At 55.7% G+C, this 13,699-nt stretch carries 12 protein-coding genes and 1 riboswitch; of the genes, 4 read left to right on the forward strand and 8 right to left on the reverse strand.

Features of this window, described 5'->3' with window-relative positions:
• The first annotated feature begins 69 nt into the window (after positions 1-69).
• Entirely contained in the window at positions 70-969 is a 900-nt protein-coding gene (locus PCH01S_RS22705) for a LysR family transcriptional regulator (RefSeq protein ID WP_042233417.1), read from the forward strand.
• Between the two features lie 54 nt (positions 970-1,023).
• On the opposite strand, the gene PCH01S_RS30650 is transcribed toward PCH01S_RS22705, so the two are convergent.
• The 4 genes from PCH01S_RS30650 to PCH01S_RS22720 all read right to left on the reverse strand — a co-directional run bounded on the left by PCH01S_RS30650 (position 1,024) and on the right by PCH01S_RS22720 (position 4,560).
• The gene (locus tag PCH01S_RS30650) at positions 1,024-1,170 is read right to left on the reverse strand and encodes a hypothetical protein (protein ID WP_156972861.1); all 147 of its coding nucleotides are present in this window, start codon (positions 1,168-1,170) and stop codon (positions 1,024-1,026) included.
• Between the two features lie 67 nt (positions 1,171-1,237).
• Positions 1,238-2,515 carry a cation:proton antiporter gene (locus PCH01S_RS22710; RefSeq protein WP_042233662.1) on the reverse strand — a complete coding sequence of 426 codons (1,278 nt, stop codon included), beginning with the start codon at positions 2,513-2,515 and terminating at the stop codon, positions 1,238-1,240.
• Between the two features lie 24 nt (positions 2,516-2,539).
• Entirely contained in the window at positions 2,540-3,202 is a 663-nt protein-coding gene (locus PCH01S_RS22715; RefSeq protein ID WP_009676247.1) for a potassium channel family protein, read from the reverse strand.
• Between the two features lie 14 nt (positions 3,203-3,216).
• The gene (locus PCH01S_RS22720; protein ID WP_042233420.1) at positions 3,217-4,560 is read right to left on the reverse strand and encodes a TrkH family potassium uptake protein; all 1,344 of its coding nucleotides are present in this window, start codon (positions 4,558-4,560) and stop codon (positions 3,217-3,219) included.
• A gap of 59 nt (positions 4,561-4,619) precedes the next feature.
• Positions 4,620-4,769, reverse strand: a riboswitch (cyclic di-AMP (ydaO/yuaA leader).
• 179 nt (positions 4,770-4,948) lie between these two features.
• Here PCH01S_RS22720 and PCH01S_RS22725 point away from each other — a divergent pair.
• On the forward strand, positions 4,949-6,607 hold the full coding sequence (locus tag PCH01S_RS22725) for a CPBP family intramembrane glutamic endopeptidase (protein ID WP_042233422.1): 1,659 nt from the start codon (positions 4,949-4,951) through the stop codon (positions 6,605-6,607).
• Between the two features lie 247 nt (positions 6,608-6,854).
• Here the strand turns inward: PCH01S_RS22725 and uvrC are convergent, their stop codons facing one another.
• Entirely contained in the window at positions 6,855-8,876 is a 2,022-nt protein-coding gene (gene uvrC / locus PCH01S_RS22735) for an excinuclease ABC subunit UvrC (RefSeq protein WP_174446844.1), read from the reverse strand.
• A gap of 163 nt (positions 8,877-9,039) precedes the next feature.
• A complete protein-coding gene (gene trxA / locus PCH01S_RS22740; RefSeq protein ID WP_009676258.1) occupies positions 9,040-9,354 on the reverse strand; it encodes a thioredoxin in 315 nt (104 codons plus the stop codon).
• Between the two features lie 259 nt (positions 9,355-9,613).
• Between trxA and PCH01S_RS29955 the strand changes: the two genes are divergently transcribed.
• Together PCH01S_RS29955 and PCH01S_RS22745 are read left to right on the forward strand one after the other, a co-directional pair.
• Positions 9,614-9,760 (forward strand): YqzM family protein, encoded by a 147-nt coding sequence (locus PCH01S_RS29955; protein ID WP_009676287.1) that lies wholly within the window; start codon positions 9,614-9,616, stop codon positions 9,758-9,760.
• 185 nt (positions 9,761-9,945) lie between these two features.
• Entirely contained in the window at positions 9,946-10,962 is a 1,017-nt protein-coding gene (locus tag PCH01S_RS22745; RefSeq protein WP_322786834.1) for a globin-coupled sensor protein, read from the forward strand.
• Positions 10,963-11,091: 129 nt separating this feature from the next.
• Here PCH01S_RS22745 and dnaI read toward each other — a convergent pair whose 3' ends face one another.
• Entirely contained in the window at positions 11,092-12,042 is a 951-nt protein-coding gene (dnaI, locus tag PCH01S_RS22750; RefSeq protein ID WP_042233428.1) for a primosomal protein DnaI, read from the reverse strand.
• A gap of 33 nt (positions 12,043-12,075) precedes the next feature.
• Positions 12,076-13,584, reverse strand: a complete 1,509-nt coding sequence (locus PCH01S_RS22755) for a replication initiation and membrane attachment family protein (protein ID WP_042233430.1) — start codon at positions 13,582-13,584, stop codon at positions 12,076-12,078.
• Positions 13,585-13,699: the final 115 nt, after the last annotated feature.

Genomic DNA, 13,699 nt, shown 5'->3' on the forward strand with positions numbered 1-13,699 from the left:
TGTTTTTTTATATTCATTATAATATTTTTGCATAATAAGAAGAATTTAAACCCCGGGGAGGCACGAATTATGGAACATCTCGACGTTTTTGCTGTCGTTGTCGAACAGGCCAGCTTGAATAAAGCGTCGCAGGTGCTAAATTTGTCGCAGCCTGCCTTATCGCGCAAGATCATGAAGCTGGAGGAGCAGCTCGGCGTCCAGCTCTTTTCCCGCAAGGGGAAGCGCCTTGATTTAACCCGGGCCGGCGAAATCGCATACGAGTATGCGCTGGAGCAGAGACAGGGCGAACGCCGCTTCCTGCAGACCTTGTACGAATATAAGACCGCCGGGCGCCATATGAGCCTCACCATCGGAGCCAGTCTGACCACCCTGCAGACCACGCTTCCCGAGCTTGTGACGATGTACCTGGCGGAATATCCGTCTACGGACATGAAAGCTCTGACCGGCAAAACTCACGAGATCGTCATGATGGTCAAGGAGAAGAAAGTTGACATCGGCCTCGTCGCCTCCTCCATCGACCAGCCAGGACTCGCCTGCGAGCCTCTTTTCGACGATCATCTCTGTCTGGTGCTGCCGCAGGGTCATCCTTACCTGGAACGCGAGGAGCTGTCCATCGCCGATCTGAACGGCCTCTCGATGATCCTCTTCTCTAAAGGCACCTGGTACCGGGTGCTTACCGACGAGCTGTTTCACCGCTTTTTCATTTTTCCGGACGTCAAAATGGAGATCGACTCGTTCGAGGCGATCATGCGTCTCGTCGTTACGTGCCAGGCGGCTACGCTGCTGCCGAGATCGTACCTGCACGACCATTCGTCCGATCATGACGGGCTCTGCGTCCGCGAACTGCCCGAACTTATGAATACGCCGCGGACCACCTCGCTCATTTTCGTGAAGGAAACTCACCAGAACGAGGCGGTCGCGCATTTTATCCGCAAGGCCAAGGCGCATTTCGCAGGCTTAAGCCAGTAAGCCGAGCCCGGGCAGAGGCCGCTGCCGCGCGAGCGCTTGGACCGCGTTATGCGGCTATGCCCGCATGACGGCTATGACGGCCCGAACGGCCAACCCGTCATACCCCGTCTGATACTCCACAGAGCCGCCAGTAGTGCCTCCGCTGCCGGGTTGCACGGAACCTCCCGGCCCTGCAAGGCCTGGCGAGGCTCTTTTTTTCATCAAAAAACCGCCTATGCTTGCATAGGCGGTTTCCATTTTTTATCGTCCAAAAAAAAGTTTCTTCCAATTAATGAGATCCCGGCTTCGCGGACGGTACGCCATGCGCACCTCCGCCGCCGCTGTCCTCTTCAAGGCCCAGCTTACGCGCCACAAAGGCCGTGGTGCTCGCCTGGAACAGGATGGTGATCAGCACCGCCATAAACGTAACGGAAGCGATCAGATCCGCATGAGCGATGCCCAGCCCCGCCACCATGCCGGAAAGCGCGGCCGGAATCACGCCTGTTTCCCTCACCCAGAACATGAAGACAATCTCTCTCCAAGTCCATTTCGCTTTGCGGTCCGGCAGCGTGCAGAGAAGCACCACCAGCGGACGGGCGATGAACATGAACACGAAAATGATGCCGAGACTCGGCCACAAATACTTGAGCAGCAGCGGAAAATTGACCTGGCTGCCGAGCAGGATAAAAATCAGCATCCGCATCAGAACGGTCACATTTTCCGAGAAATGCGTCATTTCCTGCTTTTTATCCTCCATATGCAGCTTAAAGACGTCGGAATTGCCCCAGATCAGCCCGGCCGTGAACGTCGCCATAAAACCGCTGACCCCCAGATGTTCACCCGCCAGATAAGAGCCGAGAGCCGCCGCCAGCATCAGAATCGTCGCGTAATCGCGCAGAAAGCCGATTTTCACGTGTGCGGTCAGGAAGGCTCCCGCATACCCGATAATGGCGCCGACCGCCAGCCCGCCCAGCGCGGTTTTCACGAACTGCCATGCCCCTGAAGCGGCGGATACGTGCTCCGTTCCCAGAAGAATAGCAATCAGCGAGAAGGTAAGAATGGAGCCCGTGGCGTCATTGAATGCCGATTCGCTCTCCACCGTCTCGCGTACCTTGGTCCGGATTCTCACCTGCTTGAACACGGGAATGAGCGTAGCCGGATCGGTGGAAGAAATGATAGCCCCGAGCAGGAGCGCATGCAGCCAGGGCAAACCGAGAAACCAGTGGGAAGCGGCGGCGACCGCCCCGCACGTAAGGATGACGCCCGGTATGCTCAGCAGCGTGACGGAGATCCAGACATGCTTCAGCCCGCTCAGCCGGATATTGCGCCCTCCGTCGAACAGAATGAGCGTGGAGCCTACGACCAGGATGAACTGGTTGGTCAGCGAACTGCTCGGTTCGGCGATCCAGTGAAACGCTTGTCCGAAAATCATCCCCGCGATTAGAAAAAGCGCCACATCGGGCAGGCGCAGCCATCCCGCCAGTTTGCCGAACAGCATGCCCAGAACCACAACCAGGATAAATAAATACAGCTCATAGTCAATGAGCTGTGTCAAAGCATTCTCCATGCGCATACGCCCCTTTCCCGCTTCTTAGCGGATCGCGCGGCTCTCAAACGTATCGATCTGCTCTTTCGTGCCGATAACGACCATCACGTCTTTCTCGTGCAGGACATCTTCGGCGGTAGGCGCGATAATCACGTCGTCCGTTTTGTTGATAGCGACGATACTGCAGCCGTACTTGGCCCTCGGATCGAGTTCCTTTAGAGTAAGGCCGGAAATACGCCGGGAAACGACGAGTTCCGCGATCGTGTAGTTTTTGGACAATTCGATGTAATCGAGAAGGTTCGGCGACACGAGCTGGTGAGCCACGCGCACGCCCATATCCCGCTCGGGAAAAATAATCCGGTCCACGCCGATTTTCTCAAGCACCTTGGCATGCTGATCGGTCAACGCCTTCGCGACGACCGTTTTAACGCCAAGCTCCTTAAGCAAAATCGCCGCCATGATACTCGCCTGGATATTGTCTCCGATAGCCACGACGGCGCAGTCGAAATTACGGACGCCGAGCGAGCGGAGAACCTCTTCGTCCGTCGCGTCCGCAACCACGGTATGGGTGAGCTTGTCGCTCATCTCGTCCACTTTCTCTTCGTCTCTGTCGATGCCCAGCACCTCGTGCCCGAGTTGGGTCAATTCTTGGGACAAGCTGGAACCGAAGCGTCCGAGTCCGATAACTGCATATTGAATGAAAGCCATTGTTTTGTTTCTCCTTAACCTATCGTGATTTTTCCTTCGGGATAACGGTACAGTTCTTTCTCGGCTTTAGGCTGCAGCGCATACGCAAGTGTCAAAGGCCCTAGACGTCCCGCGAACATAGTCAGGGCGATCATAACCTTGCCGAACACGGTAAGCTTCGTGGTCAGCCCCAGGGTGAGTCCTACGGTCCCGAATGCCGAGGTCACTTCATACAAAATCATAAGAAATTCGTGATCTTCCGTCGTAGACAGAAGCATGGTAACGAAAATAACAAGAAAGAGTGCAAACATCGTCAAAGTGATCGCCTTCAGGATGCGTTCCTTGCCGAGACGGTTGCGGAAGAAGACGATATCTTCTTTTCCCCGCACCATCGCGACGATGGCCCCTACAAGCATCGTAAACGTAGTCGTCTTGATCCCGCCCCCGGTTGATCCGGGAGAAGCCCCGATAAACATCAGAATGATCATGAAAAATTGGGACGCTTGGCGGAGAGAAGCGAGATCAAGCGTGTTCGCCCCCGCCGTACGCGGTGTGACCGATTGAAAAAACGAAGCGAGAATCTTGCCGCCGAAGTCCAGCGAACCCAGCGTTTTCGAATTGGAATATTCGAAGACAAAAATAACAAGCGCCCCGGTCACGATCAGAATGCTTGTGGCGCTCAGCACCACCTTGGAGTGAAGGGTCAGTCTCTTCGTTTTCCGGTAATCCATCACATCGGACATCACGATAAAACCGATTCCGCCCAGAACGATAAGCGCCATCGTCACTGCATTGGTAATAAAATCGCCGGCGTAAGCGGTCAGCGAGGTGAAGGGACCCGTAATCGGACCGAACAAGTCGAACCCGGCATTGTTGAAAAAGGAAACGGCATGCCAGATGCCGTAGTACAGCCCCTTCGGAAATCCGAGATCCACCGACCAGCGGGCGGTAAACAGGACGGCCGCGATTCCCTCAATCGTCAGCGAGTAGATCAGTACTTTCCGGAAAAGACGGACGATCCCTTCCATGCTGCCCTGGTTCAAGGCTTCCTGAAGCAGCAGCCTTTCGCGGAGCGATATCTTCTTGCGCAGGATGAAAGCAAAAAGCGTCGCCATACTCATGAATCCTAGGCCGCCGATTTGAATCAGCGAAATGATGACCATTTGTCCGAACGTCGTAAAATGCGTTCCGGTGTCTACCACGACCAGACCTGTTACACAGGTAGCCGAGGTGGCCGTGAAGAGAGCGTCGATGAACGGAAGCGGGAGCCCGTCCGTTGACGAGACCGGCAGCATCAATAGACCTGAGCCGATGAGAATAATGAGGGCAAATCCGAGCACGAGGATCTGCGGTGGCGTAAATCTCGACTTTTTTAACACATAATTTCCTCCTATATGAAGCACAAAAAAGACACTGGAGTCCCACTGCCCTTTCGGTTATGGTTCCTGCTGGTCGCCTACGAGGTTAGCTGACGGATTCGGATGTACAGGCCACCCTATTTACCCTGCCCGATTCAGGCACAAGCGGTAAAATTCACCCCAAAGTATGGTTCCCCCGTTTTCCAACGGAAATTCGGCGTATGAAGTTGTGTGAAGAAATGAATCATCCGCATTATATATCTGTTATTAAACAAGCACAAAGCCCTTTTAACCGGATTTTACGGGGGGAAACCTGGACAATCTTCCTGCAGCTAACTGGGAGTCACGAATTGGCATCCTTACGCAAACTGTGATACGGTTAAAAAAACGATCGGAGAAGGAGCTGACCATGAAAAAATACGGTCCGGATAAACCGCTGCTGCTGCTCGCCCTGACCGGATTCCTTCTATATGCAGCCGTGGTTTTCATCTATAACGCCGGGGCCGCTCCCGCCGGTTCCGGTCCTTACGAAACGGCAGCCTCCATTACAAAAGAACAAGCCGCGGAGGCAGCGGTCGCTTGGCTGCGGCAAAGGCAGGGCGCCGATGCCGAAAACGGTTCCGGCGCCGTTACGGTCGGAGGGTCTCCCGGCACATTCGTCAGCTATCAATCGGAGAAGGAACTCAGCGGTTATCTGACCAAAGACAAGCTTCAAACGTTGTATGACAAGAGCTACGCCAGCCGGGTGCCCGTCGATTACTATCGGGTAGAAGTCGCCGAGGCTTCCCCTTCGGTCCGTAAGTGGATCATCGATATCCATATGACCACGAAAGCCGTAATCGGCTGGTCCCGCATCGGCGGCGAAGCCCTGGCGGCCGTGTCCGCGTCGGATGCGGAGAAGGCCGCCAGGGAAGCGATAGCACGGCACGGCTACGAAGAGGCGGAATTCAAGCGGATCAGCCCTCCGGCCGCCATGTCCGGCATGCTGCTGTTCGAGCGGGAGAAAGAGCCTGTCGGGGACGCAAAGCTGACGATCGGCGTGAAGCTGGACGGAACCTCCGTTTCCTCGTTCACCCAATCGTTCCGGCTCCCCGCCGCTTTCACGTCCTGGCTGAAGCATCAGGAGGATACCGCCTCCATGTGGACCCGCATCAGCTTGTGGGGCAACGGCCTGATGGCCCTGATCGCCCTCGGCTATACCGTCCTTAAATGGAGGACGGTCGATTTTTCCCGGGGCGTCCTGCTAACGGCGGTATATGCCGTGATCTACGTCATGAACAACATCAACATGTATCCGGCCTATAAAGCCGGCAGTACGCCGACGAGCAGCGGCCAGGAAGCGATTCTTTCGATCATGCTGATCAACTTCGTTACGCTGCTGATGGCTGCAGCCGTCTACTTCTCTTTCACGGCGGGCGAAGCCTTGTGGAGACGCGAAGGAAAGTCGGTCATGCCCCGCTGGCGCGACGCCGACTTCGGCGCCCGCATAACCCGCAGCATGGTGCAGGGCTATCTGCTCTGCCTGTTCCTGCTCGGCCTCCAGCAGGTGCTGTTCCTTGTGGCGGAGAAAGGCTTCGGTGTCTGGTCGGTGAACGATCCGATGTCGTCTCCCCGCAACATGCTGCAGCCCGCTTTGCTTCCGCTGATGGCTTGGGCGGCGGGCATCTCCGAGGAGGCCACCTTCCGGCTGCTCGGCATCGCCCTGTTCAGCAGGCTGCTCCGGTTCAAATGGCTGGCCGTCCTCCTGCCCAGCCTCATCTGGGCGGCGGGTCACACCGCCTATCCGATCTACCCGGTGTACACCAGGCTGATCGAGGTAACGGTGCTCGGCCTCGTCTTCGGCTACGCCTTCCTGCGGTACGGGTTCCTGACCGCCCTGTTCGCCCATACGGCTATGGACAGCATCCTCATGGGCCTGTCCCTTCTCACGGGCGAAGGGCTGGCAGCCAGCACGCCTGCGCTCGGCCTGCTCTATATGGCGTTGCCGGCCGCCGTCGCCCTTGCGGTATCCTGGCTTCACAAGCTGAGATTTGTGAGCGGAAGCAGGCAGAACCGGCGGCCCGTCTAGAGAGTCGGCGGCTTTGTCTGCAAGCGGGGGCAATGGCCCCCCTGCCGGCAGCAAGCCGCCCGGACTCTTGGATACGGCAGCCCGCACACGGCGGACACGGTCATGCGGAACATCGCCGCGAAGACCCTGATGGAGCCCCGCGGCGCAAACGGCATAACCGGTTGGCTGCGGCAAGTCCCGTAAACCGGCGGAAGTGCAATCACCGCCGACTTGCGCCGCATTAAACGCACAAAAAAGAGGAACCGTCTCAAATGGACGGTTCCTCTTGTTCTTGTTCTCCCCGCAGAGCGGTCAATATTTGTGCGGCGAGCTTCTCGCCGATTCCCAGAGGCCGGAAATCTTCAACCGCGGCCTCTTTGATTTTTTTAACGGACCCGAAATGCTTCAGCAGCAGCTTCCGGCGTTTCTCCCCGATACCGGGAATCGCATCGAGCTGCGAAACGACCATCGACTTCGCCCGCCTCTCCCGGTGGAACGTAATCGCGAAGCGGTGGACTTCGTCCTGGATCCGCTGCAGCAGGTAAAATTCCTGGCTGTCGCGCGGAATGGGAACGACTTCGGCGGGGTCGCCGGCCAGCAGCATCGCGGTTTTGTGCTTCGCGTCCTTGGACAGGCCGCACACCGGGACGAACAGCCCCAGCTCATTCTCCAGCACGTCGATAGCGACCGACATCTGCCCTTTGCCGCCGTCCACGATGATCAGATCGGGCAGCGCCAGGTTCTCTTTCAGCACCCGCTCGTAACGGCGGCGGATGACTTCCCGCATGGACTCGTAGTCGTCCGGTCCCTTCACGGTCTTGATCTTGTACTTGCGGTACTCCTTCCGGTCCGGCTTCCCGTCCGTAAAGACGACCATCGCGGCCACCGGGTCGGAGCCCTGAATGTTCGAGTTGTCGAAAGCCTCGATCCGCGTGACCGGCCCCGTACCGAGCCAACTGCCCAGGTTCTCCACAGCCAGCACCGTGCGCTGCGCATCCCGCTCGATGAGGCGGAACTTCTCCTCCAGGCCGACGCGCGCGTTGTCCTTGGCCATGTCGACCATCTGCTTTTTGAGCCCGCGCTGCGGAAAATGCACTTTCACCTTCAGCCAGCTCTCCAGCGCTTCCTTCACGTCTTTCTGCTCCGCGGTCGTCGGCATGCTGCGCGAATCGGAACCGGCGTGCTCCTCGGCTTCCGCCGCGAGCGGCGACGGCAAGGCCGCCTCTTCCGGGGCTTCCCGCAGGCTCTCCGGCGATCCGCCGTCTTCTCCGGCTTGCGGGACAGCCGCGCCCGCCGCTGCCTCCATACCGGCGCTCAGGCTTCCTGCCGGCAGCTCCTGCTGGCTGCGGCCGGGCAGGAAGATTTCCTTCGGCAGCGCCGGGTTCTCGCTGTATACCTGCATCACGTAAGTGATAAAGTCCTCGTACTCGTCTCCATAGTACGGGAACATGGTCACATGCCGTTCGATCAGCTTGCCCTGGCGCATGTACAGAATCTGCACGCACATCCAGCCTTTATCTGCGACGTAGCCGAAAATATCGCGGTCCACCACATCCGTGGTCGTAATCTTCTGCTTCTCCATCACCGCGTCGATGTTCACGATCAGATCGCGGAGCTCCTTCGCCCGCTCGAAGTTCAAATCCTCTGCAGCGGCGTGCATCTTCGAGGTCAGTTCCTGCTTGACCTGTTCATGACCGCCGTTCAGGAAGCGCACAATCCCCTGCACCATCTCGTCATTCTGCTGCTGCGTGATGTCATGCTCGCACGGAGCCAGGCACTGGCCCAAATGATAATACAGGCAGACGCGGTCCGGGATCGTTTTGCACTTCCGCAGCGGATAAAGCCGGTCAAGCAGCTTTTTCGTCTCCTGCGCGGCAAAAGCGTTCGGATAAGGCCCGAAATACTTCCCTTTGTCTTTGACGATCTTGCGCGTCACTTCCAGGCGCGGATGCTCTTCATGGGTAATTTTGATATAAGGAAACGACTTGTCGTCTTTAAGCAGCACATTATAGCGCGGATAATGCTGTTTAATCAGATTGCATTCCAGGATAAGCGCCTCGATGTTGCTTGAGGTCACGATATATTCGAAATCACGGATTTCCGACACAAGCCGCTGTGTCTTCCCGTCATGACTTCCGGTAAAATAAGAACGCACGCGGTTTTTGAGCACTTTGGCTTTCCCCACGTAAATAATCGTGCCTTCCGCGTTCTTCATAAGGTAACAGCCCGGCTTATCCGGCAGCAAGGCCAGCTTGTTGCGAATATGGTCCTCGCTCTCCTCGCGGGTCATTCTGTGGAGAGGTTCTCCCCCCCGTTCTTCCGTCACTGCCTCTCCCTCCTTAGGCTTGCTATATTAAAAATGGTTCTCTCTTTATCGGATAAATGACAAAAAAAGCTCCTTTTCAGCATAGCAGAAAAAGAGCTTTTTCTCATCGTTTGTTTGCGCGAGGCAATTATTGGTGACGGGAAAGAACGTTCTTGAGCGCGTCCTTCGATTGGAAACCGACGACTTTGTCGACCGGTTGACCGTTTTTGAATACGATCAGGGTCGGGATGCTCATAACGCCGAAGCGGGAAGCGGATTCCGGATTGTCATCCACGTTCACTTTCGCGATTTTCAAGCTTTCTTCCTCTTTGGCCAATTCTTCCAGAACCGGTGCGATCATCTTGCAAGGTCCGCACCATGGTGCCCAGAAATCAACGAGAACCGTGCCTTCTCCTTCTACTTCGCCTTTAAAGGACTGGTCTGTTACGTTTACGATCGCCATGATTTCTTCCTCCTCATTTATCTAAAAGTTCATCGAAATCCTCAGCGGATCCGGATATTGTCAACATGTAAAGTATACCACAATGTGTCGGTTTTTCAACCGAACAGAGCAAGCCCTAAAATCTGGAGTTCTTCGGGTTGTGCCAACTTTGTCATGCTTTGAATCTCCGGGCATCTTTACAAGTTTCGCGAAAAATGGGTATACTGGCAATAAGCCTACGTCTGCTTATTTTCGGGCAGACAAGTGAGGAGGAACAGGCATGAGCGATCCTAAACATCCGGAACTTCATTTGAATGAAGAGCCCCGCAACGATCTTATGGATGTTGCCCTCGGTTTTGGCGGATTCTTCGCCGTTTTGATGATCATTTTCATCATTGGGGTCATTATTAAACTGGTGATCGGATAATCCGGACCGCCTGAAAGAAACCTGCTGCATATGCGGACAGGTTTTTTTCTTGTTTTCCGCCGTTTATCGGGAGAAAAATACCTTTTGGCAGCAATCAAGCAGGACTTTGGTCTCAAAACGCAGAATTCTGGTAAAGGGCCATTTTTGCCCTTTGCTAAATAACAGATGAAACTAGAGAAAATGGGGTGCCCTTTTTGATTCAATTGTCTGATGACCGGATGAAGCAGGTCCGTTTTACCGGTATAACCGAGAATGACCTGCAGCTGCTAAAAGCAAATGAACCCGCTTTCAAAGAAGTTGTGGAAGAGGTGGTGGAGCAGCTCTACGAGCAAATCGCCGCCGAACCCGAACTCAGAGACCTGATCTCGCGGCACAGCACGCTGGAGCGCTTGAAGCAGACGCAGGCGGATTACTTCCTGTCCATGGCTTCGGGCGTACTGAACGAACAGTATATCCAGAACCGGCTGATCGTAGGCAGAGTGCATTCCCGGATCGGTCTGACAACGGAATGGTACCTCGGAACCTACATGCTGTATCTCGATCTGTCCCTCCGTCATTTCAAGCGTGTCCTTCCGGACGGAGCTTGGCTTGAAGTGGTCCATTCCCTGACAAAAATGTTCAATCTTGACTCGCAGCTCGTTCTGGAAGCGTACGAGCATGACGAGAAAGCTAAAATACAACAGTTGGCCGATGATCAGGCCATCATGCTCTCCGGTATTTCCAAAGCCGTTCAGGATCTCGCCTCCATGATGGTCGAGCTGAGCAGCAGCAGTCAGATCGTGGCCGAGACGGCCGTACAAACCGCGGAATCCCAGGACAAGTCGCATCAATATTTAAAAGACCTGGAGGAAGAAGTCGGCCACATCCACGCGATGGGCGCTCTCATGAAGGAAGTGTCGGAGCAAACTCACCTTCTCGGCCTCAATGCGGCCATCGAAGCGGCCCGCGCCGGCGATGCCGGACGCGGCTTCGAAGTCGTCGCCAACGAAGTGCGCAAGCTCGCCTCCCGTTCCCGGGAATCGCTGGAGCTGATCGAGGACAAGCTAACCGCGATCCGCACGATTCTCGGCACCGTACACGGCGAGTCCGAGCAGACGTCCATCTACGCGCGCACGCAGGCCGCAAGCTCCCAGGAGCTCAGCTCGTTCGTCCAGATGGTCGAGCAGGTCGCGCACGATCTGGAGCGCCTCAAAAAGAAATAAGCCGGGCAACCTCGCTGCCGGCTTCACCTTCCCAGCTCCGCGGCATACCGCGGAGCTGGAACGACCAAGAGCCGCCTGCGGATTGCATTCCGCGGCGGCTCTTGGCGTATACGAACAAACGGGCGGCCGCTAGGCCCCCCGTTTGTTATATCCGTCCACGGTCACGACTTCGACATAAGGCCGTACCCGGTCCATAATCCGCTGGCCTTTGTACTCCTCGTCACCGTCTTTGTTCGTAAAGCTGAAATGCTTCTCCAGGGCGTCCAGATCGTAATTGGACGTAAAGAATGTCGGCTTTCGGTTCATCCGGTAGTTGAGAATCGCTCCCAGGACATGGTCGCGCAGCCACGGATTGAGATTCTCCGCTCCGATATCGTCGAAGACCAGAAGGTCCGTCTCCTTCAGCAGTTCGATCGTCTCCTTCAGCTTTTGCGGCTCTCCGAACATCCCCTTGAGATCCTCCGCAAAATCCGGCATATATACGATGGCTCCCGTAAAGCCCTTTTTCGCCAGCTGATAGAGCATGTAGCACATCAGGAACGTTTTGCCCGTACCGAAGGAGCCCTGCAAGTAAAGCCCTTTCTTCTGCAGCCCTTCTTCCGTTGTCCTCATCACGTAGTCGTTCAGGAAATCAACAGCCTTGGCGCGCTCCATATCCGCCCGCAAAATATCCGCGTACGTATGCTCCCGGCTGAGCGCCTGCTCGTCGATGTGAAACGTGCGGATCCGGCTGCGGATCGCATCTTGGGACTGCTTCGCTATAAATTTGCGGCAGGCCGTTTTTTCTTCGTGAATATAAGTCCGGCCGCCGTTGTCTTCGATGTTCAGCATCGTATAATGCCCCTGCATATCGTTCGGGCACCGCTCCAACCCAGGGCAGTTCAGGCAGTTCTTATGCTCTCTCGCATACTGGTATAGACGGTTCATGTTGATTTTGAGCGTATGATCGTCCAGCTGCGGATACTGTCCGCGAAGCTTCAGGATCAGCGGATCCTCCAGCACCTGTTTGGCCTGTTCCTCCGCCCTCTGCATCCAACTGCTCTTGGGCATTTGTTTCAGCATATCGGACAGGGATTCCATCGGGGTTCCTCCTCCCGCCATTGTCTAGAACTCTCAGGAATTAAACATTTCATCGAGCTTCTTCGCCTTGCGCAGCATCGCTTCCAGCTCTTCTTCCGTCACGCGGGACGTCTGCCCCTTGTTCTGGACGATCGGGATCTGCGGCTTCATCTGCTTGCCGGCCGTGCGTGCTTTCCCCTTGCCGGCGTAACCGCCGGATGCTTTGGCCGCCGCCGCTTTGGCCGCCGCCTGCTGCCGGAACTGCAGCCGCTGGCGCACATATTCGACGGCCTGCTCGAACGATGCGATCTGCTTGCCGAGCATGTCCGACGCGACCGCTTCGATGGACGACTTGGCCCACGAGCGTTTGTCGATATGGATATAATGGATCAGGACATTAATAACTTCTTCTTTAAGCTTATAATTGAGATCGATTTTCTCGAAAATATCCAGAACGCCGTTCGGAACCGGACCTTGGGTAAAAAAGCTTTGCAGCACCAGGGTGTAAGGTTCGTTCTTAAGCAGCGAATTGTACTGGTGCTCGTTGTGCGATCCCTGCAGGAAAGCCGGAACCTCCAGGTAGTACTGCATTTCCACCGACCGGGCTCCTTCTTCGGAATCGGCCGTATTGCCTCCGGAGTCACCCGACTCAGCGCGGTGAAGGAAACGCTCGCGCTCTTCCTCTCTCTTCTTTCCCTGGCGGAAATACAGATTCGCCTTGTACTGCAGGGAATCGATCTGAAGCTCGCCGTCCTCGTCGAACATTCCATCCTCATCCAGCAGACGAACCGTTTCCTGCAGAGTCAGGCTGTATTTCCTCGCTACCATGTTAATGGAGATCATCGTTTCGGGCTTGTACTTCAAATTCTCGACATAGATGCGGTTAAATGACTCCCGGGGATACCGGGTGATAAGATCCGCGTAGGCGTAGCCTTTGGTCGTCACGTCAAGCGCCTGCGCGGCTTGTTTGCCGGCCGACGCTTCGTACAGAGCCTGCTCCAGCTCGTAGTCGATCACTTGGGTGTTCAGGCGGAACAGTTCGTAGAAAGGCACCGACAAATTCTCGCTGTCCGCTCCCGTCAGCTCCGCGGGCTCCGGCATCGTAAGCTCGTCGCGCAGCGACAGCAGCAGAAACTTGCCGATTTTGTCCCGGAGGAGCAAGGTCAGGTGCTGATTGCGGAAAAATTCGTTCGGTGAAAGCGGGCAGAACAGCGTGTACTCGTAGATGTAATCATCCTCGTCCTGCATGTAAATGCGAGACGTCTGAAGCAGCCCGACGGCCTCCAGTTTCGAGGACTGCTCGATGAACAGCTTGCGGCTGCGCTCGCCCGGGTCCAATTCCAGCGATAAAAAAAGCTTGCGCTGCTGCTCCAGCCCTGCATAGCCCGTTTTATCCGACGGGACCTGCTGGTAGAGCGTATGGTACAAGCTGACGGCATAGCCCCCGATCATCGGCTGATAGATCGAAGACAACATTTTATAATCAAGACTGCTTAACGCGAAATCCCGGTACACGCAGAACCGGTGATTCTCTGTAAAATGCAGCAAATTGGTCAATCGCATAGCATCAAACTCCATCCGTACCTTAAAAGGTCTGAACATCATTTTACCACAAATCTCGACAAGGAAGGGAATGAAAAATGTTACCTGGCCTTAATGACGAGGGGCCGCCCCGACT

Origin of the sequence: Paenibacillus chitinolyticus NBRC 15660 (genome assembly GCF_000739915.1) — a bacterium.
GTDB classification, from domain to species: Bacteria; Bacillota; Bacilli; order Paenibacillales; family NBRC-103111; genus Paenibacillus_F; species Paenibacillus_F chitinolyticus.

Bases quoted from the DNA above. Each gene is read 5' to 3' on its own strand.
- PCH01S_RS22755 (WP_042233430.1), bottom strand. From the start codon at position 13,584: ATGCGATTGACCAATTTGCTGCATTTTACAGAGAATCACCGGTTCTGC.
- PCH01S_RS22725 (WP_042233422.1), top strand. From the start codon at position 4,949: ATGAAAAAATACGGTCCGGATAAACCGCTGCTGCTGCTCGCCCTGACC.
- uvrC (WP_174446844.1), bottom strand. From the start codon at position 8,876: ATGACCCGCGAGGAGAGCGAGGACCATATTCGCAACAAGCTGGCCTTG.
- PCH01S_RS29955 (WP_009676287.1), top strand. From the start codon at position 9,614: ATGAGCGATCCTAAACATCCGGAACTTCATTTGAATGAAGAGCCCCGC.
- PCH01S_RS22705 (WP_042233417.1), top strand. From the start codon at position 70: ATGGAACATCTCGACGTTTTTGCTGTCGTTGTCGAACAGGCCAGCTTG.
- dnaI (WP_042233428.1), bottom strand. From the start codon at position 12,042: ATGGAATCCCTGTCCGATATGCTGAAACAAATGCCCAAGAGCAGTTGG.
- PCH01S_RS30650 (WP_156972861.1), bottom strand. From the start codon at position 1,170: ATGAAAAAAAGAGCCTCGCCAGGCCTTGCAGGGCCGGGAGGTTCCGTG.
- PCH01S_RS22710 (WP_042233662.1), bottom strand. From the start codon at position 2,515: ATGGAGAATGCTTTGACACAGCTCATTGACTATGAGCTGTATTTATTT.
- trxA (WP_009676258.1), bottom strand. From the start codon at position 9,354: ATGGCGATCGTAAACGTAACAGACCAGTCCTTTAAAGGCGAAGTAGAA.
- PCH01S_RS22715 (WP_009676247.1), bottom strand. From the start codon at position 3,202: ATGGCTTTCATTCAATATGCAGTTATCGGACTCGGACGCTTCGGTTCC.